At 66.4% G+C, this 23836-nt stretch carries 14 protein-coding genes and 1 pseudogene; 11 read left to right on the top strand and 4 right to left on the bottom strand.

Features of this window, described 5'->3' with window-relative positions; genetic code table 11:
- Positions 1 to 6: 6 nt before the first annotated feature.
- From SH203_RS15780 to SH203_RS10875, 3 genes and pseudogenes are all read right to left on the bottom strand, one after another.
- A pseudogene (locus SH203_RS15780) lies at positions 7 to 1065 on the bottom strand (recombinase family protein); the annotation flags it as partial.
- A gap of 490 nt (positions 1066 to 1555) precedes the next feature.
- Complete coding sequence (locus SH203_RS15970) at positions 1556 to 1810, bottom strand: sigma-70 family RNA polymerase sigma factor (RefSeq protein WP_087120953.1); 255 nt, start codon at positions 1808 to 1810, stop codon at positions 1556 to 1558.
- Positions 1807 to 2211 carry a hypothetical protein gene (locus SH203_RS10875; protein WP_087120952.1) on the bottom strand — a complete coding sequence of 135 codons (405 nt, stop codon included), beginning with the start codon at positions 2209 to 2211 and terminating at the stop codon, positions 1807 to 1809. The genes SH203_RS15970 and SH203_RS10875 overlap by 4 nt, the downstream gene beginning before the upstream one ends.
- Before the next feature lie 204 nt (positions 2212 to 2415).
- On the opposite strand from SH203_RS10875, the gene SH203_RS10870 reads away from it, so the two are divergent.
- The 10 genes from SH203_RS10870 to SH203_RS10825 all read left to right on the top strand — a co-directional run bounded on the left by SH203_RS10870 (position 2416) and on the right by SH203_RS10825 (position 18787).
- The gene (locus SH203_RS10870; protein ID WP_087120951.1) at positions 2416 to 2646 is read left to right on the top strand and encodes a helix-turn-helix transcriptional regulator; all 231 of its coding nucleotides are present in this window, start codon (positions 2416 to 2418) and stop codon (positions 2644 to 2646) included.
- A 216-nt stretch (positions 2647 to 2862) separates the two neighbouring features.
- The gene (locus tag SH203_RS10865) at positions 2863 to 4206 is read left to right on the top strand and encodes a DNA cytosine methyltransferase (protein WP_087120950.1); all 1344 of its coding nucleotides are present in this window, start codon (positions 2863 to 2865) and stop codon (positions 4204 to 4206) included.
- 11 nt (positions 4207 to 4217) lie between these two features.
- Positions 4218 to 5933, top strand: coding sequence for an AAA family ATPase (locus tag SH203_RS10860; RefSeq protein ID WP_087120949.1), 1716 nt, complete (start codon positions 4218 to 4220; stop codon positions 5931 to 5933).
- Positions 5930 to 7192, top strand: coding sequence for a hypothetical protein (locus SH203_RS15330; RefSeq protein WP_143275720.1), 1263 nt, complete (start codon positions 5930 to 5932; stop codon positions 7190 to 7192). The genes SH203_RS10860 and SH203_RS15330 overlap by 4 nt, the downstream gene beginning before the upstream one ends.
- A 389-nt stretch (positions 7193 to 7581) precedes the next feature.
- The gene (locus SH203_RS10850) at positions 7582 to 12339 is read left to right on the top strand and encodes a DUF3320 domain-containing protein (protein ID WP_087120947.1); all 4758 of its coding nucleotides are present in this window, start codon (positions 7582 to 7584) and stop codon (positions 12337 to 12339) included.
- 396 nt (positions 12340 to 12735) lie between these two features.
- Positions 12736 to 14244: a DUF4173 domain-containing protein gene (locus SH203_RS10845; protein WP_087120946.1), complete on the top strand. Its 1509-nt coding sequence runs from the start codon at positions 12736 to 12738 to the stop codon at positions 14242 to 14244.
- A gap of 2 nt (positions 14245 to 14246) precedes the next feature.
- Positions 14247 to 14969, top strand: coding sequence for a response regulator transcription factor (locus SH203_RS10840; protein WP_087120945.1), 723 nt, complete (start codon positions 14247 to 14249; stop codon positions 14967 to 14969).
- Positions 14966 to 16540 (top strand): HAMP domain-containing sensor histidine kinase, encoded by a 1575-nt coding sequence (locus SH203_RS10835; protein ID WP_087120944.1) that lies wholly within the window; start codon positions 14966 to 14968, stop codon positions 16538 to 16540. Before SH203_RS10840 ends, SH203_RS10835 begins: the two co-directional genes overlap by 4 nt.
- Before the next feature lie 160 nt (positions 16541 to 16700).
- Positions 16701 to 17126: a TadE/TadG family type IV pilus assembly protein gene (locus SH203_RS10830; protein ID WP_087120943.1), complete on the top strand. Its 426-nt coding sequence runs from the start codon at positions 16701 to 16703 to the stop codon at positions 17124 to 17126.
- The gene (locus tag SH203_RS10825) at positions 17123 to 18787 is read left to right on the top strand and encodes a TadG family pilus assembly protein (protein ID WP_087120942.1); all 1665 of its coding nucleotides are present in this window, start codon (positions 17123 to 17125) and stop codon (positions 18785 to 18787) included. Before SH203_RS10830 ends, SH203_RS10825 begins: the two co-directional genes overlap by 4 nt.
- Positions 18788 to 18810: 23 nt before the next feature.
- Here SH203_RS10825 and SH203_RS10820 read toward each other — a convergent pair whose 3' ends face one another.
- Entirely contained in the window at positions 18811 to 20166 is a 1356-nt protein-coding gene (locus tag SH203_RS10820) for a M23 family metallopeptidase (RefSeq protein WP_200808901.1), read from the bottom strand.
- A gap of 322 nt (positions 20167 to 20488) precedes the next feature.
- Here SH203_RS10820 and SH203_RS10815 point away from each other — a divergent pair, with 322 nt between their 5' ends.
- Positions 20489 to 23746, top strand: coding sequence for a YdbH domain-containing protein (locus SH203_RS10815; protein ID WP_087120940.1), 3258 nt, complete (start codon positions 20489 to 20491; stop codon positions 23744 to 23746).
- Positions 23747 to 23836: the final 90 nt, after the last annotated feature.

The raw sequence follows: 23836 nt of genomic DNA, 5'->3' as shown, positions 1-23836 counted from the left end.
GCAGCCGGTTTCGCCCATGCGAGCCTTGGTCGAACATGCGTAGTAGCGATACTGGCCGCCAGCGCTGCCCCTCCCAGTCCTGAGCGTCATCGCGCCGCCGCAGACGCCACAGAAGCAGATGCCCGTCAGCAGGTTCGGCCCCGTCGAGACACGCGGCGGGGTCCACTTGGGGTTTCGCGACTTCAACCGCGCCCGAACAGCCTCATAGTCCGCCTTCGAGACGATAGGCGGCACAGCCATGACGGCGTGCTCGGACTCAGGCTTCGGCGTCTTGGTCTTGTGGTCTCGCGTGTTGAACCGATGCTCGCCCATGTAGGTCGAACGGGTCAGAACCTGATGGACCGTGCCGATCCCCCACCGCCCGCCGTCTCGGGTGCGGATGTTCCGGTCGTTCAGCCGCGTGGCGATGGTCTTCAGCCCCATCGGCCCCTGCGAGCCGTCGCCGGTCAGCGCCCAACGATAGATGGTGCGGACCGTCTCGGCCTGGAGCGGGTCGATCTCCAGCGTCTTCTTGATCTTGGCCCCGCGCTGTTCGGCCGCGACGATGCGGTAGCCGATGGGCGGTCGGGCACCGTTCCAGAAGCCCTGGCGGGCGTTCTCCTTCATAGCTCGCAGGGTGTGTTTGGCATTCTCGCGGGATTGGTACTCGTCGAAGAGCGTCATGATCTGACGCATCATCACGCTCATAGGGTCGTCGCCCAACTCTTGGGTGATCGAGACCAGACGCACTCCGTTCTTCGCCAGCTTGCGGACGTAGAACTCGAACTGAAACTGGTCGCGGAAGAACCGCGAGAAGCTATGCACCACGATCACGTCGAAGGCGGGCGGCTTGATCAACGCCGCTTCGATCATGGACTGGAAGGAGGGGCGCCGGTCGTCGGTGGCCGTATTGCCCGGCTCGACATATTCCGCCGTCGCCTCCCAGCCCTTAGCCTCGCAATAGGCTTCAAGCTGACGGCGCTGGTCAGGGATCGACAGATCGTTGACGGCCTGTCGTCCGGTCGAGACGCGGAGATAGAGGGCGGCGCGGGTCTGAACGCCCGTAGTGACGGCTTTGCGGTTCATGTCCTGCTCCTATCAGAGGCGCGGACCCAAAACCTCGTCGAGCACCTCGCCAAGCCACGCCTCCACCGCCAGAAGCTCGGCCGGACTGATCGGGAGATCATCAGGCCAGGTGTCGGTGACGCGGACGGCCGAATGTACGCCAACCCGCCGGGCTTGCGGAGTCCGGCGCCGACGCACCTCCGGCTCTGATGACGGCTGGACATACATGCCCGCCAAGCTGATCGCCCTAAGACTGTGCGCATACTCGTAACCCTCCCCTCGGAAATCTCCGGTCGCCGCTTTCTCGCAAAGCGGATCGATCCATCGATCCATGCCAAGCCGCCAGCGGCGGCGGACGACCGGGTCAACGCCTGCGGCACCGGCCGCAGCCCGCAGGGCGCGAAGCGGGGTTGAAGCGGGCGGACGGCGCTGCTCACCACCACGCAATGAGGGTCGATACGGCTCCGCTTGTCAGACAATGCTGGCGCAAAGCCTATCCTGCCCTAGATCCTCACAAGCCATCAGAAGCCCCTCGACCGTCCGCTTCATCGACGGCTCGGCTCAACCGAACGAGCGCCTCCGCCAAACGCGCTTCGACCGCTCTATTCTCGACGCCCAAGTGCTCCGCGATCTGCTCCAGAGGCATTCCTGCGAAGCGATGGAGGACGAAGACATCCCGGTAGCGCCGGGGCAGTTGCTGGATCGCCCAAATAAGAAGCTGCCGCTCCCGGTCTTCCTCAGCGGACTGCGATGGCGGACCGCTCATCGATCTATCCTGCTGTCGATCCTTATCGCAGCCTCCACGGCGCTCAGGAGGTCACAGATGGCGTGATCGGCGACTTCGGGCGGAAGCGGGAGGTCCGGCTTCATGCCGGTTCGCAGCGCCCCTGAGCCATAAAGTGGGCCGAGCACATCGGCCAGTTCGGCGATGCCGTCAGGGACGCCTTCGAACCCCAACATCCGAACGCAGCGGAGCGCCTTGCCCAGATCATGGCGGAGCCAGACGCGAGTCCAGTCGTCAGAGAAGCCCCGATGCAGGATGTATGCTTTGAGGCCCAGTTCGATGGCGATGGCGGAGTGATAGGCTGACTGGGCGCCGACGCGGTCATCGTCTGTCCAAGCCATCGCGTGGAAGCCTCGGGCGTTATGGGCAAAGGCAATGGCCAAGCGGCGCGCCGGAGGGCATCGCCTCCACTTCCTCTGCCTAGCCAGTAGTCCCTGATCCTTAGGCATGCGTGACCTCCCGCGCAGCCGCCCGGTCGCTCAGAACATGCTGAACGGTGGAGTTTCGGAGTATTTCAGTTAGAGTTCAGCGGAATTCGCCGACTTAGTCAACGGAATTCCGCAACTAGTCGGAGGTTTTCTCTAACAATGATCACTCCCTCTCAAATTCGGATGGCTCGCGCAGGCCTCGGAATAAGCGTTCGAGTGCTGGCTGAACGCTCCCGCGTGGCTGAATCGACCATCCACCGCTTTGAGGCTGGGCGAGGAGGAATGCAGACAGGAACCCTCGAACGCCTACAATCCGTTCTGGAAGACGGCGGCGCCATTTTCATCGCGGCCGACGCCGCCGGTGGGGCTGGCGTGCGATTGAAAACTTGAGCGTTCCTCAATCCAACGGCGTTCTTTGGGGGGGGGGCGTAGCCGACAAATAAGTCACCCAAGTAAAGTTGGAAAACCTCAAGGCTTGGGTCGGAGGACGTCAAACTTTCGGTTACGTTGTCCGGTGCAGGCTACCGAATCAGCCCGCGTGCATTGCCAACGCGCGCATGTTCTTGTAATGTTCTCGGCCGCCACGTGGTGCGTCTAGGGGGTTTTATGGCCGATAAGCAAAAGAATACGACCACAGCCCCCACGGTTCTCGACCTATTTTCCGGCGCGGGCGGAATCGCCCACGGGTTTGCTCAAGCTGGTTATCGCGTCATCGGCGGCCTGGACCATTTCCAAGCCGCACTGAACTCGTTCGAGGCAAATATAGCGGGCTCGCGTGGGATGATGCGCGACTTGAGAGACCCCGATCTGACCGACGTTCGGGAGTTCGTCGGCAACAGCGGCGTCGACGTCATCGTCGGCGGCCCTAGCTGCCAAGGTTTCTCTACTTCTGGTGGCCTGAGTCGTTCGTCTGGTCGCGATGAGGAGGACCCTCGGAACCGTCTGTTCCTGAACTATCTCGGCATGGTCGAGGAACTGCGCCCGAGTTGGATTGTGTTCGAGAACGTGCCCGGCCTCCTGCTTTACAATCAGGGCCGGGTCGCTATCGACATCGTTCGGGCGTTCCGGGAAATCGGCTATAACGTCGCCCCGATGATCCTGCTGGCGGCGGATTTCGGCGTTCCGCAACTGCGGCGCCGTCTCGTGTTCGTCGGCAACCGAACGGGCTCTGATATTGCTTTCCCGGCCGCGACACACGGAAACGCCGATCTGTGGCGAAACTTCGCCCTGCCCTTCGCCCACCTTTCACGGATCGGCCACGGCGGCGGCGATGAAGTTCTGCCGCACGTGTCTTTCGCCGACGCCTGTTCCGACCTCCCGCCAGTGGCGGAAGGCCACGAGATCGACGGCGTCAAATATCCGGGTCGGGCTCGCACTGCCTATCAACGCATCATGCGGGACGGCTCAAAGCTTGTTCGTCAACATGCCGCTGCCGATCTGGCGGCCTTAGACCGCTTGGCCGCAACCCGGCTCAAACCCGGTCAGAACTGGCGGGACATCCCGTTGGAGCACCTGCCCGAACGCTTCAAAAAAATCCGGCGCTACGATGCGACGACTATCCTCAAGAGGCTTCAGAACGACGCGCCTGCCTATACGATCACGACCAAATTCAACGAGGGCACGACAGGCGCCTTCATTCATCCGGATCAGAACCGCACTCTGACGCTTCGCGAGGCGGCTCGACTCCAATCATTCCCAGATACCTTCATATTCGACGGCAGCGCCGCCCAAATCCGACAGCAGATCGGCAACGCGGTGCCTCCGCTTCTCGCGCGCGCACTGGCGGAGGCCATCCTTCCGATGGTGAGCCGTGATGTGCACGGCCAGGCGGTCGAGGCTGTCCGCGATGTCGTCTTGGTCGAAAATCGGCTGGGCGATGCGGACATTTTGAAGTTGCGCGCACCGCGCCGGGTCCGCGAAGACGACTACGCATTCGACGACGCGGCGTAAGGGGCTCGTAGGTGCCTTACCTCACCACCGATCACGTCGCCGCCGCTCTCGATTATTTTGCCGAGAACACTCACCCGGCTCTGCTGAGTGTGCTGGCGATGCTCCGTCACGGAGTGCCGTCGAGCGCCGATCCTGAGGAATCGGTGAGGTTCGGCAGCACTGTCGAACTCCAGCTTCTCAGCGACTATTTTCGGCCGACTGGAGGCCCCGAGGCCCGGCCATATTTCTCTGTGTTTGGGCCGGGCTACGGCTACAGTCACTGGCGCGACCGAAACTACCCGGGCCGGACGCTACAAGTGCAGCGCGATAAGAATGCGCTTTTTCAGAAGCACCCGACCGATAACAAGCGCTGGACGCTAGCACCCGATCTAGGGGCCGTGATCGCCGACACTCCTGCGGAGGATGTGGTAGGTAAGGTGCCGATTAGCGTGCCCCACCTGGTTGCGTGGTTTTACCGCGACCGGGAAATCGAATCTTGGAAGGCGGCCGTCGACGCTTTTGACGAAGAGTTCCGCCTGACAGCCTACGGGTTGGTCCCGGACATTTTTACGAAGACTCCGGTCCCAGAGCTGGCCGCTATTCCCTTTTCATCAGATCCGATTGATCCGGGCGAGCTGCTTATGCTGTTGCAAGCTCTGGAGCCGGAGCAATCTTCTACTATTCCTGCCGATCCACCGGAGGCCGAAGCACCGACAGGCCCTGTAGCCTTGGTCCACATTCCCACCGCCGCCCCCGGCGATTGGTCGATAGAACTCAGCAGTCTCGGCTCGCTATGCGGCCTCAAGGGTCTGGAAGAGCCAGCCACGCGCGCACTTGCTGCGTTGGCGGCAGGCATGCACGTGATCTTCACCGGACCGCCCGGCTGCGGAAAGACAAAGCTGGCGGCATGCATCTGCGAGAAGGCGGGTTTCCCTGCTTGGACGGTTCCCGCGACCGACCAATGGACCACTTTTGAGACGATTGGCGGCTACTTCCCCGCGCCATCTGCCGATGGTTCGGGGGATCGGCTGGACTTCCTTCCCGGTGCTGTCGTCGACTCGATTGAGAAGGCTCACTGCCTCATCATCGATGAGATCAACCGGGCTGACATCGACAAGGCGTTCGGAGAGCTGTTCACGCTCCTAAGCGGTAACAGCGTGACGCTGCCTTATAGGCGTCGGTCGGAGGACGGCGACTTCCGACGCGTTCGGCTACAGGTCGGTTTAGCAATCATCGACGATCAAACCGCCGATGTGGTCATGGTGCCGGAGTGGTGGCGTCTGATCGGGTCGATGAATGACGCCGACAAGGCCAGCCTGAAGCGACTGTCGATGGCCTTTGTTCGTCGCTTTGCCTTCATCCCGATCGATCTGCCTTCAGCGGACATTTACGAGGCGATGATCCGGGAGGCAGGGGCACAGGCGGGTTTTGACGCCAGCCAATTGGCCGAGGTGCTTGTCGGGCTATTCGCGAAGGACGGCGAGGGACTGTCCGGCATCGGCCTCCCCCTTGGTCCTGCATTCCCGCTCACGATCATCAAACACGCCGAGAGCGAAGCCCGTCTCGATCCGGAAAGATCGCTTGAAGCGATCTTGTCGTCAGCTCTGGAGCTGTATGTCGTTCCGCAGTTTCAAGGGCGCCATGATCTCCACGAGGCCGCAGCCGATCTCTTCTCCGGGCTGGTGCCTTCGCACGCGGAAGCGATGGCCCGTCATCTGGCGGTCTGGACCGGCTATGTAGTGGAATGAGCCGCGAGGTCTGGCGCGACTTCGTATGTGCGCCTGACCGGGCAGGACGTCACCTATCCGCGATTGGACGGGGGGTTGTCGGCGCAAAATCCGAAGCGATTGACCTCGCGGTGCTCCAAGCGTTCCTGGACCGCCTGCACGGTGCTTCGGACGATGTCGAGTTGCTTGGCTCCGTCATCGATCTGGTAGCTGGCGGCTACGCTGATTTTGCCGAAAAGACGCTGCCGACGATTCTTGACGCGCTTTCGAACGAAGTCCTGTCGCTAGAACAGATCGTAGGGCCTGCCATGCGAGGGAACCCCAGATGGGACCGAACGATTATCGGACGCCTATCGGGAGCCATTTCCCCGGTTCAGTATGTAAGCAGGACCTCACACCGATCTTTCGAACTGCCCGAAAACCAACTCCTAGCTTGGCTCGTCCATGACCTGCGAGAAGCGGTGACGGAGATAGAACGTCGCGTCGGCACGACAGGCCTGCATCCTGATTTGGTCCGAATAAGAGATGGGTGCGACGCCGCTCGCCGCCATCACTGGTTCGGCGATCTGACCGTCCCATTGAGAGTATCGGAAACGATGATCGCCGCCGCACTGCGTCATCGCCGGCCGGAGTATCGCATCGCCGCAAAGCTCGTCCGCAGGCGCCTTGAGATTGAGACCCGGAACGAACAGGCACGCTGGTATAGCATATTAGCTCTATTGGCGGTGAACTGGCTGGAACCGATCAGCGACGATGATCTATTCGAGCTTTATATTCTGGTCCTGACGCTCGACGTTCTCACAGACGAACTTGGTTTCGGTGAACCTGTCGAATATGGACTCGTAACCAAGGGCCGTGGCCATGTGGCGATGTTCAAGGACGAAAGTAGGAAAGTTCAGGTTTTCTTCGATCAGACGCCTGCGGCCGTGCTCAACCTCAAAACGCGCTACGCCTCAGTCGTCGGTGCCCATCGCGGCTTATCAGGAGGGCAGAGGCGTCCCGACATCATGCTGGTCGCTGATATCGACGGCAGGCAGCTAATCACGCTAGTGGAAATGAAGAAATCCGACCACGGCCGGTATCTCAGCGACAGCGTCTACAAGGTATTCGGCTATCTCTTCGACTTCGGCGAATCACTGGCTGAGAGCCTCCGCGCAATTCTAGTCGTGCCAACTGGGATTTCGGTCACGGCGACGGTGCCTAATCCCCCGATTATTGTAGCTTCGGGGGACAATCGCGCTGCCGTCGCTCAAGCAATCCGGGAAGCATTGACCGTTTGAGCAAAACACATCGGCGGGCTGCGCCTCTCAATGAGGCCGCTACAAACGCCAGAGTCTGGAGGCATCGCCAACGTCAGCAGCTGGTAAATTCTCACCGTCAGCCAGCCAGCTCTATGCTCGCACAATAGTTCTCAGCATCGTCCAAGGCGGCGCGCCATCTATTTTCACTGACATGATCTGCCCAAGTCAGCTGTCCTTCACTGGATTGCCTGAGGGCGATAGATTCACGCGGCAGGCGCGCGCTCCTGCTCAAGCTGCGCCATATCGACTGGCTGGTTTCCGAAGCTGCAGATGCGGGATGCCGCTGCTTTGGTGAGGCGATCTGCGCTGGCGAAACCTCTCGCAATGATTATAGGGTTGTTTCTTCGCAACTCTGGAGGGCGGGCGGCATGGCCGACGGCGAAGCCATTATTTCTATCCGCGACAGATTGCTGAAGGAGCGCAATGCGCTTCTCGATCTCTCCACCCGCAATCGCCTTCTGAACACACCGCTTCGGACGAAGAACAACCGGGCTATTGAAATCGTCGATGAAAAATCGACCGAGGTGTTCCGGCTGCTGACCTCGAACAAGGCGCTCAGTTTCCTGCCGGGAACCCAGTTAAGCGAAGCCGACCGCGCCGAACTCGACCCGGATGACGATATCACGGGCGGCATTCCTCAACCCGGTGACGACGCCATCGATGAACGCGGCGTCGCGTCTCGTCACAGCGACACCCGGCTTCAGACGCGCCTGACATCCGAGGGCCTTCAGAAACGACTGTTCGACGTCTGGTATGACGCCCAGACGCTGGAGCAGGAGCAGGGCGTCAACATCCTCTATCTGGCGATCGGCCTGCTGCGCTGGTTCGACAGCGACACGTCCGACATCGCCCGGCACGCGCCCCTGGTGTTATTGCCCGTGAAGCTGGAGCGCACCAGCGCGGCCGACAAGTTCAAGCTGCGTTGGCGCGACGAGCCGCCGTCCCCGAACCTGACGCTTCAGGCCAAGATGAAGGCCGAGTTCGCCCTGACCATCGAGGACTTCAAGGACGAGGACGAGGTCGATCTGGCGGGCTACTGCGCCCGGATCGCTGAGACGGTGTCCAACAACAAGCGCTGGGAAGTCCTGCCCGACGCCATGGTGCTGGGCTTCTTCTCCTTCTCGAAATTCCTGATGTACCGGGATCTGGACCCCGACAACTGGCCGACCGACGCCGCCATCGACACCCGTGAGATGATCGGCGCCCTGCTGCGCGACGGCTTCCCCGAGAGCGCCCCTCTCGTCGGCGAACATGACGCCATCGACGATGTCATCAAGCCGCTCGAACTCCATCACGTCGTCGACGCCGACAGTTCGCAGACGGTGGTCATCGCCGAGGCCGCCGGCGGCCGTTCCCTGGTGGTCAAGGGACCGCCCGGCACGGGCAAGTCGCAAACCATCACCAACATCATCGCCGCCGCCGTTGCGCGCGGGAAGAAGGTCCTGTTCGTCGCCGAGAAGATGGCGGCCCTGGACGTCGTCCACCGTCGCCTGCGTCAGGTGGGACTCGGGCCGCTGACGCTGGAACTGCATTCGAACAAGGTCAACAAGCGCACGGTTCTGGAAGAACTCAAACGAACCCGCGATGCGCAACACAGGCCGGCGCGCGGCGACTTGAGCGTCATCGACAAGCTGGGCGAGACCAGCGGTTTTCTGAACACATTCGCCAGACGCCTGCATGACCCCCTCAAGCCCAGCGGTCTCACGCCCCAGGCCATTCTCGGCTTGCTGGCGCGGTCGCAGGAATCGACGGCGCCTTCCGGTTATTCGCTGGCGGGCGCGGATCAGTGGACTCGTGAAGACCTGACCGCGCGACGGGCCGTCATCGCCGATGTATCCGAGCGTTCTCGCGCCCTGGGTCCGGCGCCCGAAAATGTGTGGCGCGGCGTCCGTCGCGATGCCCTCGATCCTGTCGAGCGGCAGGCGCTGGGAGAGCGCATCCGGGGGCTGGCCGCTGCGCAGACCGAGGCCGACCGGCACGCCGGCGTCGCCACGGACCTCCTGGGCGCCGAGGCCCCCAGGACCATCGGCGACTTGAAACGGTCGATGGCCTGTCTGTCGGTGACGCCCTTGCCGTCCGGTCTTGATCGTTCGGCGCTGACTTCGACGCCGTGGAGCGACCTCGACGGGCTTCAGCGTTTGATCGAAGCCGGGCGCGCCCATAGGGCCGCCTGGGCGGATGCCGAGCAGGCGTTCAACGAAGCCGGTCGAATCGCCGACTTCGGCGTCATCCGCACCTCGATCATCACCAAGGGCGCGGGTCTGTTCCGCTTCCTCGACGGCGGATACCGCGCCCAGATCGCGCTTCTCCGCTCCTACCTGACCGCGCCCCTGCCGAAGACGCCGCCCGAGCGGGTCGCGTTGATCGACCGCATGACGGCCGCCCAGAATGCGAAGGCCGCCTTCGTCGCCGCCGAGCAGGCCGGCGCCGCCTTCGGGTCCGCCTGGAAGGGCGAGCGATCGGACTGGAGCCAACTCGACGCGATCCTGGCCTGGCGACGCGCTCACGCGGCCTTGCCGTCCGACATCTGGACGCGGCTATCGGACGTCGCAGACATCGCGCCGATCGAGAAGGCGCGGCTCGGTCTCGCCGAGGCCCTGCCGGACCTGGAAGCGCGGCTGGACGCCATGGTCGCAGACCTCGACCTCGATCTCGAACGGGCCTTCGGCGTCACCGCAGGTTCGGCCCTTGCGCTCGATGTTCTCGCCAGCCGTCTGACGGAATGGCTCGGGGATCTGGAAGGGATCAGCCGCTTCATCGCCTTCGCATCCCGCGCCAGAGCCTTGGACGCTCTCGGCGCCGGCAGCCTGGTCGAGGGGCTTCACGACGGCCGACTCGATCACAAGACCCTCGGCCCGGCCTTCGAACGCGCCTATGCGGAAGTCCTGCGCGTCACGCTCTTCAACGCCTGGCCGGAACTGCGCGGCTTCGACGGTGACGGTCACAACAATCAGGTCGCCGCGTTCCAGCGGCTCGACAAGGCGCGCATCGATCTGGCCCAGGAGCAGATCGTCGCCGCCCACGCCGAAGGGCGTCCGCGCGGTGCAGCAGGGATCGGTCCTCTCGGCGTCCTGAACGCCGAGATCGCCCGCAAACGCGGCCACAAGCCCATCCGCGTTCTGCTGGAACAGGCCGGGCCTGCGATCCAGCAACTCAAGCCCGTCTTCATGATGAGCCCTCTATCCGTCGCCCAGTTCCTGAAGCCGGGGGGCATGCAGTTCGACCTTCTGGTCATGGACGAAGCCAGCCAGATCGAGCCGGTGGATTCCCTGGGCGCCATCGCCCGCGTCAACCAGATCGTCGTCGTCGGCGACGAGCGCCAACTGCCGCCGACCGCCTTCTTCAGGAAGCTGACGGGAGAGGAGGACCCCGAGGAAGGCGACGACGGGATCACCATCCAGGCCAAGGACGCCGAGAGCATCCTTGAACTCTGTCTGGCCAAGGGTGTCCCCCATCGGATGCTGAGTTGGCACTACCGCTCCAAGCACCAGTCCCTGATCGCGGTCTCGAACCGGGAGTTCTACGAGAACAAGCTGTTCATCGTGCCAAGCCCCTATGACGCCGTCGCGGGCATGGGGTTGAAGTTCAACCTGATGAAGGACACCGCCTATGACAGGGGCGGCACGCGGACGAATCCCAAGGAAGCCAGGGCGGTCGCCGAGGCCGTCATCCACCACGCCCGGACCAGCCCGGAACAGACCCTGGGCGTCGCCACCTTCTCGGTCTCGCAACGACAGGCGGTGTTGAAGGAACTGGAACTGCTGCGGCGGGCCAACCCCGACGTCGAGGACTTCTTCAGCGGCGCGTCCAACGAGCCCTTCTTCGTCAAGAACCTGGAAAACATCCAGGGCGACGAGCGCGACGTCATCTTCATCTCGGTGGGCTATGGCAAGACCGAGCAGGGCTATCTGGCCCACGCCTTTGGTCCGCTGAGCGGAGAAGGCGGCGAGCGCCGGCTGAACGTCTTGATCTCGCGGGCGAAGCTGCGATGCGAGGTCTTCTGCAACTTCACCGGCGCCGACATCGACCTCGAAAGGACCAGGGCCAGAGGCGTCGCGGCGCTCAAATTGTTCCTGACCTTCGCCGAGACGGGCCATTTCGGTCTGGGCGAAGTCACCGGCGAGGATTTCGACAGCGAGTTCGAAGTCCAGGTCTGCGAACGGCTCCAGGCTCTGGGCTATGACGTCAAGCGCCAGATCGGCGCGTCGGGCTTCCGCGTCGATCTGGCGGTCTCGGACCCTGACAAGCCGGGCCGCTTCACTCTCGGCATCGAGTGCGACGGCGCCCAGTTCCATTCGTCACGGTCGGCGCGGGACCGGGACCGTCTGCGTCAGCAAGTTCTGGAAGCCCATGGTTGGATCATCCATCGGGTCTGGAGCGCCGACTGGTATTTGCGTCCGCAGGCCGAACTGAAGAAGATCGAGGACGCTATCGCCGCTGCAAGGGCCGAGTGGGCGGCGCGCGACGAGGACGGTTATAAGCCCGCCCGCGCCGTGCCGGTCTCGTTCGAGGCGGAACGGGTCGATGACTATGAGGTCGTCACGGCGGTGATGGAGGCCGGCTCGGCCTTCGTGTCGGATCGCAATCTGTATGTCGAAGCCGATTTCCCGGTGAACCGCGCGGTCGAGCCTCACGAAACTTCTCTGGCTCAAATGGCCGCCTATGTGGTCAAGGTCGTCCAGGTCGAAGGCCCGATCCATCTCGACGAAATCACGGCCCGCATCCGTATCCTCTGGGGCCTCGGTCGGGCGGGTTCACGCATCCGGGCGGCCGTCGAGCGGGCCGTGACGGCGGCGGTCCAGCACGGGCTGATCCAGGGCGGCCCCTTCTACTCCGCGCCGGATCAAGCCGTCGTCGGCCGGGATCGCTCGATGGTGACGTCGCTATCGTTGCGCAAACCCGAAGCCCTGCCGCCGGCCGAGATCGATCAGGTGCTTCTGACCATCATCGACGCCAACTACGGCGCGGGCCGTGACGACCTCGTCCAGGCTGCGTCGCGGGCGTTCGGCTTTTCGGCCACCAGCGGCCAGTTGAAGGACGTCCTGCAAGCCGGCGTCGGCCGCCTCGAAGCGACCGGCATGGTGACGATCAAGGGAGACCTGATCGTGCGCAAGGTCGCAACATGAGTTGGGTGAGCCTGAATCATTTCGTGACGGTCAAGGCCGCACTCGGGGCACAGGCCGCCGCGACCCGATTTCTGAATGTCGGCGGTAAGGCTTCGGCCGCCGACGCCGAGGACAGTGTCGAGACCATCTCGTCGGGCGACGATAGCCGATGCGTTGGGCGTTCCAGTGTCATTATCGAAGACATGTCGGGCCGCCGCCCTCGAACGATCCGACCTGGAGGTGATCGGCATCGGAGACCACCCCAATCGGCATGCTGAGACGAATGAGGAGCGATGCCTGTCTGGTCTGAAGGCTGTCTGCATCGAACCTGCACAGCGCCTGCGCTGACAATCCTTTGGCGGCGCAAACCGACTCGATGGCGATAGCGGAGAAGTCCTCCCCGAAAGGGAGGTCTCAATGTTTCACATATCCGCTCTGCCGCGCGCGTCGTTCTGGGTCAGGATCGCGGTCTGCGCCGTCCTGGTCGGTCTGGCCGACCTGCTGTTCTTCGCCCATGCGCCTGGAACGAGCCTTGGCCTGTTCGCTCTCGCGGTTCTGGGGGGCGCGCTGCTTGGTCGGAAAGATCTGCTGCGAGATCGTCGGGGCCTGGGGTTCGTTGTGGTCGGCGTCGCCTTCGCCCTGGTCCTGGCGGATCGGCCTGGGGTGTTGGCCTGGGGTCTGTTCGGCGTCTCGATGAGCGTGGCGGCCCTGTCCAGCCGGGTGAGGTCGAGCGAGACCGCATGGGGTTGGGCCCAAAGACTGGCGCTGCAGGGGGTCTTGGCGACGTTCGGTCCCTTGATCGACCTGATCAAGGTCTCGCGTCTGAGGCGCAGGCGCGGCGGACTGTCCGCCCTGGCCCTGCTCGGCCTCCTCGTTATGCCGGTGGTCGGCGGCGTGGTCTTCCTCGCCCTGTTCTCGGCGGCGAATCCGCTGATCTCGGACACTCTCGCCGGGTTTTCGCTGCCTTCGCTGTCGCCGGAGACCATCGTTCGCCTCCTGTTCTGGAGCGTCGTCTTCGTCGGGGTTCTGGGTCTGCTGCGGCCGCGCTGGCGCAAGCCCTTGATCGCCCTGCCTGAGCGAAAAATCGGAAAGCCTTCGGCCTTCCTGACGACCTCGATCACCCTGTCCCTGATCGTCTTCAATGCGGTCTTCGCGCTTCAGAACGGTCTGGATATCGCCTTCCTGTGGAGCGGCGCGCCGCTTCCGGGCGACATGAGCCTGGCCGAATACGCACATCGCGGCGCCTATCCCCTGATCGTCACCGCCCTGCTCGCCGGACTGTTCGTGCTGGTGGCGCTCCAGCCGGGTTCCGACACGGCGAGCAAGCCGCTGGTCCGGCGTCTGGTGGTCGTCTGGATCGCCCAGAACATGATCCTGGTCGCGTCCAGCCTGTTGCGCACCGCCGACTATGTCGAGGCCTACGCCCTGACCCGGTTCCGCATCGCCGCCATGATCTGGATGGTGCTGGTCGGGGTCGGACTGGCGCTGATCTGCTGGCGAATGCTGGCCGATAAGTCGGCGCACTGGCTGATCAACGCCAATGTCACGGCGACCCTGAGCGTTCTGGCCGTCCTCAGCACGGTCGATCTCGGCGCCGTGGTCGCGGGCTGGAACGTGCGTCACGCCAAGGAGGTCGGAGGACGCGGGGTCGAGCTGGACCTCGGCTATCTGCAGACGTTGGGAGCGCCGGCCCTGGTTTCCCTGGTCCAGTTGGAAACCACCACCCGGGACGCCGCCCTGCGCGACCGCGTCGGCGCCGTTCGCCGGGACATCGAGTTAAACCTGCGCCGCCGCCAGGGCGAATGGCGCGGCTGGACCTGGCGCGGCCAGCGTCGCCTGGCGCGTGTCGACGCCGTGCGACGCAGCCGCGCGCTGTCGGCCTCCGCCGTCTCGCACCCGCCGTTGACCTCGCGAACGGAAGGCTGAACATGGCCATCATGCAAAGCACCGTCCTGGTGGTCGACGACGACCCGCACATTCGCGACCTCTTGACCTTCGCGCTGCAGAAGGCGGGTCTGGCGACGCGGGAGGCCGCTGACGGCGAGGCGGCCTTGGCCGACATCGCCGCGTTCACGCCGAACCTGATCGTGCTGGACATCAACATGCCGCGCATGGACGGGATCGAGGTCTGCCGCCGCATTCGTGCCCAGGGCGATCTGCCGGTGCTGTTCCTGTCGTCGCGCGACGACGAGATCGACCGCATCCTGGGCATGGAGCTTGGGGCCGACGACTATGTGACCAAGCCCTTCAGCCCGCGCGAGGTGGTGGCGCGGGTCGCGGCCATCCTGCGTCGGGTTGCACGCAACCCGCCCCCGCCGACGCCGGGCCGCTTCGCCCTGGGCGGCCTGGGTCTGGATGCGGACGGCTGGCGCGCGACATGGCGCGATGTCGAGGTGCCGCTGACGGTGACGGAGTTCAGCATCGTGCGCACCCTGGCCGACGCGCCACGCCGGGTCTTCACGCGCGACGCCATCATCGACCGGGTCCACGGTCCCGGCTTCGCCATGACCGACCGCACCATCGACAGCCATGTGCGGAACCTGCGCGCCAAGTTCGCCGTGGTGGGCGGCGCCGACGTGATCGAGACGCGCGCGGGGCTCGGTTACCAGCTCGGTCCCTGTCTGGGGGCGCCGGGAGCGACAGGAGCGTGATCGCGCGCCTCCGCGCCTTCGTCCGTCGTCACTGGCCGGCGCTCAGGCTTCGGACGATTCTGCTGTCGGTGCTGATCTTCGCCGGCGTCCTGCCGGGGCTCAGCGCCATCTTCCTGCGGGTCTATGAGAACACCCTGGTACGCCAGACAGAGGCGGAACTGGTCGCCCAGGCCGTCGCCCTGTCGGCCGTGGCCGCCTCGGATTGGCCCGGCGCCGTCGTGGTCCCGCTCGATCCCGCCCGACGCGACGACCCGGGCTATTACAGGCCCGAACCCGCGACGATCGACCTGGGATCGACGCCGGTCCTGCCGGCGCGCCCCGCGCCGCGCGCCGCCGCCGCGCCCGATGCGGAGGCGGTTTCGGTCGCGGCCCGGCTGGCGCCCGTCATCGACCGGACCAGCCGCACCACCCTGGCCTCCATCCTCCTGCTGGATCGCAACGGGACGATCGTCGCGGGCTATGGCCAGGGCGGTGGCCTCGCCGATCTGACCGAGGTGCGTTCGGCCCTTGCGGGGCGGCCCCAGACGGTGCTGCGCCGCAACGACGACTATCATCCGCGCTATTCCATGGAATGGCTCAGCCGTGCGGCGGGACTGCGTATCCACCATGCGCGCCCCGTCGTGGTGAACGGGCGGGTCGAGGGGGTGATCGTCGCGTCCCGCTCGCCCCGCGCCCTGTTCAAGGGGCTGTATCAGGACCGGATCAAGATCGGTCTGGGCGTCGTCGGAACCCTGGGGGTGATCGCCCTTCTGGCGGTGCTGGTCTCGCGCGGCATCGCCCGTCCGATCGAGGCGCTCAGCCGGGCGACGCGCGACGTGGCCGGCGGCGGGGAGGGCGCCATACCGCCGCCGCCCGCGACCGCCGCCGTGGAAATCCGCACCCTGTACGAAGACTTCGGCCGGATGGCCCAGGCGGTCGACCGCCGCTCCCGCTACCTGCGCGATTTCGCCGCCGCCGTCAGCCATGAGTTCAAGACGCCCCTGTCCGGCATCCAGGGCGCGGTCGAACTGCTGCAGGACCACGAGATGGCGCCCGGCCAGCGTCGGCGTTTCCTCGACAACATCGACGCCGACGCCCGCCGCCTGTCCGCGCTCGTGACCCGCCTGCTCGATCTGGCGCGCGCCGACATGGCGCGTCCCGAACTCGGGCTTTCGGTCGATGTGCGTCCGCCGATCGCCAAGGCGGTCGATGCGAGGTCAAGCCTGCTGGCGATCTCGGTCATGTTCGATGGCGAACCGCCGAGGGTCGCCGTTCCGGCTTCCACCATCGAAATGGTGGTCTCGACCCTCTTGGAAAACAGCCGCCAGGCCGGCGCCTCAGCCGTCAGGATCAGCGCGGAAACCTCGCCCGAACGCCTCGTCGTCACCCTGGAGGACGACGGCCCGGGCGTCGCGCCGGCCGACGCGGGGCGCGTGTTCGCACCCTTCTTCACCACGCGGCGCGGCGAAGGCGGCGCCGGCCTGGGCCTCTCCATCGCGCGCGCCCTGCTGGCCGCCAACGACGCCACCCTGGACCTGTTGCCCACGGTCGAGGGGGCCGTTTTCGAACTGGTCCTGCCGCTCGCCGAGTAAAGTGTTCGACGTCGCGGCCGGGAGCTGAAGCGGCGTTGAAATCGCTCCGCGCGCGCCTGTCCGCGACCCGGGAATTCGCCGCATTCCAGTGATACGTCAGGACACGAACCTTTAACGAGTATCGCATACAACTAAAGCGTTCAGTCTCGGGGTCGAGATAATGCTGCGGGTTGTTGTCGGCGAACGAAAGCGTGGGGCGCGCGAGGGGGCGGCGGCGGTGGAGTTCGCCCTGGTGGGGCCGATCCTGATCGCGCTGCTGATGGGCATCGTCGTCTATGGCGGATGGTTTCTGACGGCCCAGACGGTTCAGGCGGTGGCGTCCGAGGGGGCGCGGGCCGCCATCGGGGGGCTGGATGCGGGCGAGCGCGAGGCCTTGGTGAGGGGCGAGATTTCCCACACGGTGCGCGGCGTCGCGCTCGATCCCCAACGCACCACGGTCGCGATCGCCGAAGAGGCCGGTCGGCTGCGCGTCGTGGTGGCCTATGACGCCAGCGACAGTCCTTTGATGCTGATGGGCGGCATGTTGCCCCGGCCGCCGGCGGTCATCCGCCGCACCGCCGTCATCCAGGTCGGCGATCCGTCATGACCCGTCTCGCCGCCCGTTTCGCTCAGGATCGGCGCGGCGCGGTTGCGGTGATGGCGGCGGTCGCCGGTGGGCTTCTGTGCCTGGTCGCCGCCGCCTCGGTCGATCTCGGGATTTTGGTCCTGCACACGCGCCGCGTCCAGGGGGCGGCCGATCTGGCGGCCCTGTCGGCGGTGCGGATTCTGGATCGCGGCGAGACGGCGGCGCAAAGCGTGGCGGAACAGACGGTTCAGGCCAATGTCTCGCCCGAGGCCGTTGTCGCCGTCTCCACCACCCTGGGCGTCTATACCCCCCATGCCGGAACCCCGCGCGAACAGCGTTTCCAGCCGGGCGGGCCGGCCAACGCCGCGCGGGTCGAGGCCGTCAGTCCCGCGCCGATGTTCTTCGTCCCCCTGCTGCTGGGCCGCGACAAGGTCGTCGTCACCCGCCGCGCTGTCGCGGCGCGCGTGGGCGGGGCGCCGCCCAAGGCGATGATCGCCATCGGCTCGCGTCTGGCGCGCGTGGACGGCGGGGTGGCGAACCAGCTGTTGAGCGGGCTGACCGGCTCCAAGGTGTCGCTCAGCGTCATGGATTACCGCCGGCTGATCGATCTGGACGTCAATCTGCTGGGCTTCACCGACGCCCTGGCGACCGAGCTGGGGATCGAGGTCGGCGACTATGACCGGCTGCTGGCGATCCAGGTGGACGCCGGGCGCGCGCTCAAGGTTCTGGAACGGCTGGCGGGCGGCGCCGACGGCGGGGCGCTGGGCCGGCTGGCCTCGGCCGCGGCGGGAACCAAGGTCCGGCTGGGCGATCTGATCGGGATCGACGCCCAGGCGCCCGACGGCGTTCGCCAGGGACTGGACGCCTCGGTCGCAGCCATGGACCTGATCATGGCGATGCTGGAGGCGGGCGGCGGCCAGCGCCAGGTCGCCCTGGACCTGGGCGTGCCGGCCGGTCTGGCGGACCTGAGGACCAGCCTGGCCATCGGCGAGCGTCCCCATCGTTCGCCGTGGCTGACGGTGACGGCCAATGGCCAGCCGATGATCCGCACGGCCCAGGCTCGCCTCTATGTCCGCGCCCGGACGGCCCAGTCTCTGTCGGGGCTGGCGCGGGTCGAACTGCCGATCCTGATCGATCTGGCGCCGTCGGAGGCGCGGCTGAAATCCCTGTCCTGCAATCCCGCGCGGACGGTGGAGGTCGATGTGCGCCCCGGTCTGGCGCGCGCCGCCATCGGCGCGGTTGATGAGACGCGGCTGCACGACTTCAAGAGCCCGCTCGCGCCGCGTCACGCGACCCTGCTGTCTGTGCTGGGGCTGGTCTCGATCACCGGCAAGGCGGATGTGGAGGCGGCCGACGTCGGGTTCCGCCCCCTGCGGTTCGACGCCGGCGACATCGAGGCGCAGCGGATCAAGACCCTGACCTCGCGCAGCCTGGGCCACGGCCTGGTCTCCAGCCTGCTGCAGCGGATGGACGTGACGGTGGACGTGATCGGCCTGGGGTTGGGCCTGGGCGATCTGACCCGCGCCCTGGGTCAGCTGCTGACGCCGCTGGGTCCGGTGCTGGACGGGGTGCTGAACCCGGTCCTCGACCTTCTGGGGCTGAAGCTGGGTGAGGCGGACGTCGCCGTCCACGGCCTGTCCTGCCCGGACCAGCAGAAATCGACGCCGCGTCTTGTCGGCTGAGGCCGGGTTTTAGGAAACGGTCCTTAGCCGCGCGCGGGGCGCAGACCCTCGGCCGAGGCCTGTTGCAGGGCCGGGCGCTTCTGACCGCCCGAGGCGATGATGCGGTCGATGCGGCTCTTTTCGGCGCGGAAGGCGGCCAGATCGGCGCCGGCCAGTTCGGTGCCTTCCTGGGTGCGCACGCCCGCCGGATTGATCCGCTGGCCGTTGCGCCACAGCTCATAGTGCAGGTGCGGCCCGGTCGAGGCGCCGGTCGAACCGACATAGGCCACGATCTGGCCCTGACTGACCCGCTGGCCGGCGCGAACGCCCGAGCCGTAGCGCGACAGGTGGCCATAGCCGCTTTCCAGACCGTTGTTGTGGCGGATGCGCAGCCAGTTGCCATAGCCGCCCCAGCGGCGGGCCTCGACCACCACCCCGTCGGCGGGGGCCACGACCGGGGTGCCGGTGGTGGCGGCGAAGTCGATGCCCTGGTGCATCTTCTTGTAGCCCGAGATCGGATGGGTGCGGAAACCGAAGGTCGAGGAGACCCGGCGGAAGCTTTGCAGCGGGGTGCGCATCATGGCCGAGCGCAGGTTCTTGCCGTTGGCGTCGAAGAACTGGGGCTCCTTCGCCCCCGCCGGCTTGAAGCGATAGAAGGTCACGCCGCGCAGTTCGGCGTACATCAGGTCGCCCACGTTCACCGTGCGGCCGGCCTCGGTCACGTCGCGGTCGAAGACCATGGTGAATTCGTCGGTGGCGCGGATGTCGCGCTGCATGTCGAACTTGGTGGCGAACAGGCGGCTGGCCGAGCGCACGATGGAGGCGGTGGCGCCCAGTTCGCGGGCGCTGGCCGACAGGCTGCGTTCCACGTCGCCCTTCAGCACCACGGTCTCGTGCGTGACCTTTTCCTCAAGCGAGCGCAGGCGCAGGGCGCCGTCGAAGCTGCGCGAGACGGTCAGCTGCGACGCCGGGCCGGTGCGCATGGTCAGGCCGATCAGGCGGGCGTCGCCGCGGCCGTCGCGGGGGCGGGCGATGGCGGTCTCGAACTTCAGGCCGGCGCGCAGGTCGGCCAGGTCGAAGGCATTGGCGACGGTGGCGGCGACGGCGCTGGCTTCGGCCGGGGCGACGCCGGTGCGGGCCACGGCCTGTTCGAAGGTTTCGCCGCTGCGGATCTGGACGGGAACGGCCTCGGGCGCGGTCAGGCCGGCGGGGGCGTTGGCGGCGGCGAAGGCCTTGGCTTCCATGGCGGCCATCTGGGCCGAACTCATGGCGGGAACTTCTTGCGCCTGCGCGGGTTGATAGGCTTTGCCGGCGATCATCGCCACCGTGATGGCGGCTGCGGCGGTAAGCGCGTGCGGCGCCAGACGCATAGGCTGGCGGCGTGGGTCGAACTGAGCCATCGGTCCCCGTCGTATTGCGACGCCAAAGGCGCCAAAGCTTTACTCGTTCTCGAAGTTCGCGCCCATCGCCCGTGGCGCGAAAGGCGGTCCTATAGCCTGCTCGACTCATTTTGGGAAGCAGACCGTTACAAACCGTTAACGCCGCGCTTACCATGTAGGGATCGGGCGGAGGGTTGTGGACCGCGCTGCGCCCCTTTCTCGCCCAGCTTGGCGGCCATGCATCGCCCGGTTTCGACCCCCGGTCGCGCTTTGATCTTGTGCTTGGGATCAGGATGACGAAGGTGGTCGAAACGCCGTTCTCAAAAGCTGCCGATCGACCCGTTTGACCGACGCCACGACATCCTCCGCCGATCCCTCGCCCCAGCCGGCCGCCAAGCGCGGGCCCTCGCCGCGTCGTCCGCGCCGGGCCGCGCGCGTCGCCGCGACCGTGGCGCTGATCCTGGTCCTGCTGATCGGCGCGGCGGCGGCCCTTCTGTATCTGAACCGCCGGGCGGTGGCCCGCGACGTTCTGGTCGGTTGGCTGGACCAGCGCGGCATCCCCGCCGACGTCGAGGTGGAACGGGTCGAGCTGGACGGTTTCGTCGGCCGCATCCGCATCGGCGATCCGAACAATCCCGATGTGACGGTGGAGCGGGCCGAGGTCGACTACGCCGTCGCCATGCCCTGGTCGAAGGCGGGCCTTGGGGTCACGCCCAGCCGCATCCGCCTGGTCCGCCCGGTGGTCCGCGCCAGCTGGAAGGACGGCAAGCTGTCGCTGGGGTCGCTGGACCCCTTGGTCGAGGAATTCACCGGCGGTCCGCCGCGCCCGGATCAGCGCAGTCCCCTGGTCATCGTCGAGGGCGGGCGCGGGCGGCTGACCACCGAATACGGAACCGTCGACATTCTGGCCGACGCGCGAATGGATGACGGCAAGCTGATGCGTCTGGCCGCCCGCCTGCCGGCCGGCGCGCTGAAAAGCGGGGATGTCGAGGCCTCGGGCCTGACCGCCGCCCTGGACGTGACCACCACGGGCGACCGGGTCGCGATGCGGCTGAACGCGACCGCCGATCGGTTCCGCACCCCGGCGGCGCAGGGGCAGGGGGCCGCCCTGACCCTGACCGGCGATCTGCCCTATCCCGATCTGAAGACCCGGCGCGGCGAAGGTCGGGTGGTGCTGGACGCGCATCTGAGCGGCGACGTTCTGGGCGCGCCGTCGGCCCGCGCGCGGGGCGCCGATCTGACCGCCCGGTTCGAGGGCGCCGTCTCGGGCTGGATCGAGACCTTCCGTCTGGAGGGCGCCGCCGATGCGCGCCTGAACGCCCGCGGGGTCGAGGGGGCGGTCCTCGGCGCGGGGGCCATTTCGGCGACGGCGCGGGGGGCGAAGGTCACGATCTCGCGCGACGAGGCCGTGCGCTGGAGCGTCCAGACGCCGCTGTCGCTGATCGCCGCCTTGGCCCGCACGGGCGAGACCCAGGTCCAGAATCTGAGCCTGTCGTCGGGCGGCCTGACCCTGGGCGGCAAGGATGCGGCCTTCGAGGCGACCGGCCCGCTGAGCGCCGCCTTCGACCGTTTCGGCTTCGGCGACCTGGCCCTGAAGCGCGGCCGCGCCGATCTTGACCTGGATGTCGTCAGCGACGGGGCCGTTCATATCGACGCGCAAGGATCGCTGCGGGCCGCCGACGGCGCCTGGCCCCTGTTCGGCCCGGCCGCCCGCGACGACATCGTGGAGTTGGGCGAGATGAAGCGCGCCCTGTCCGCCTTCGCCCTGAACGCCCCGTCCGTCCGGTTCTCGACCGGCTCGGGGGGAACCACGGTCGTCCTGCCGCGTCCGGTCACGTTGTCGCCCGCCAACGGCGGGGTGCTGACGGTCGCCCAGGCCGGTCAGGGCGTCTATCTGGCCGAGCCGGGCCAGCTTGGCGGCGGCGCCCTGACCCTGACGGCGACGCGCGGCAAGGGCCTGCCCGAACTGGCGGTCGCCGTGCCGGACTGGCGCCTGACGCCGGGCGGATTCGAGGCGACGCTGGACGGCCGGGCGCGGCTGGACTTCGACCTGGCGCGGGGCATCGACGCCCGCACGCGCGGCGTCCTGGCCCTGGCCGACGGCCGCCTGACCTATGTGGCCGGGGATTGCGTGGACCTGACCGTCGAACGTCTGGAGATGGAAGAGAACGACGTGCATCAGGTCGCGGGCCGGCTGTGCCCCGACGCCGGGCCGTTGCTGACGTCGAAAGACGGGGTCTGGCGCGTCTCGGCCGGGTTCGACCGGCTGTCGGCCCAGGCGCCCTTCCTGGGGATGCGGTTCGCCGACGCCGCCGGCCGCCTGACGGTGGACGGGGCCAAGTCGGGCGTGGGCCTCAGGGCCAGCGTCGCGGACGGGCGGGTGATCGACGCCGAGACGCCCGAACGGTTCGAGCCTCTGGCCGCCAGCGGCGAAGTCGCCCTGGCGAACGAACGCTGGAGCGGCGCCTTCGACCTGAAGGGGACGGGCCGCGCCGCCGCCTATGGGCTGGGGCGTCTGACCCTGGCGCACGACGGTCGCACCGGCGCGGGCGGCATCGTCATTTCGGCGCCGGACGTAGCCTTCGCCGAACACGCGCTTCAGCCCGCCATGCTCAGCCCTCTGGTCGCCGACTTCATCCAGTCGCCGGTTCAGGGCTCGGTCGCATTCCAGGGCCGTTTCGACTGGACCAAGGACGCCGAGCCGACCTCCAGCGGTCGGCTGACCACCCTCGGCCTGGATTTCGTCAGCCCCGCCGGCGCGGTGAAGGGTCTGAAGGGCGACATCGTTTTCACCAGCCTGACGCCCCTGGTCACGGCGCCGAACCAGCATCTGACCGCCGACAGTCTGTCGGTCGGCGCCCAGGTCACGGCCCTGAACCTGAACTTCTCCATCGACAAGGCGGGCGTGATCATCGACGGCGCGCAGATCGTCGCCGGGGGCGGGACCATCTCGATCGAGCCCCTGACCATCCCGCTGGACGCGACCCAGTCCTACAGCGGCGTGATCGTGCTGGACCGGGTGCAGCTGGGCGACGTGATCGCCGACACCGGCTTCGACGACAAGGTGCTGCTGGACGCCGTGGTCTCGGGCCGTCTGCCCTTCATCATGGACCCCAAACGCGGGCTGAAGATCACCGCCGGCAAGCTGGAGGCCGTCCAGCCCGGCCGTCTGTCGATCAAGCGCGAAGTCCTGACCGACGTGGCGGCCAGCGGCGGCGGTCAGGAGGTGTCGGAAAACATGGTCGAGGACCTGGCCTATCAGGCGATGGAGAACCTGTCCTTCGACCAGCTCAGCGCCGATGTGAACAGTCTGGACGGCGGGCGGATGGCGGTGCTGTTCCACATTCGCGGTCGCCACGATCCGCCCCGGCGCCAGGAACTGCGCCTGACCGTGTCCGAACTGATCAGCCGCAGCTTCCTGAACCGCAAACTGCCGCTGCCGTCCAACACCCAGATCGACCTGACGCTGGACACGACCCTGAACGCCAACCAGCTGATCTCGGACCTGATGGCGGTCAATCGCGCCCGTCAGGGGCAGAAGGAAGAGGCCGCGCCCGCGCCGCAGGCCGCCTCCGCGCCCGTTCCGACGGGGCGGCCATGATCGTGCGTCGGGATCGTCGCCATTCAGCGCGCGTTCACCCCTTGGCGTGCTATTCAGCTTCATCAACCTTGGCCGAACCGGAGCCTATGT

Source organism: Brevundimonas sp. SH203, from assembly GCF_002157625.1.
In the GTDB taxonomy this organism is placed as follows: Bacteria; Pseudomonadota; Alphaproteobacteria; order Caulobacterales; family Caulobacteraceae; genus Brevundimonas.
The sequence above is the reverse complement of the archived record's forward strand: the minus strand, read 5'-3'. Positions and strand labels throughout refer to the sequence as shown.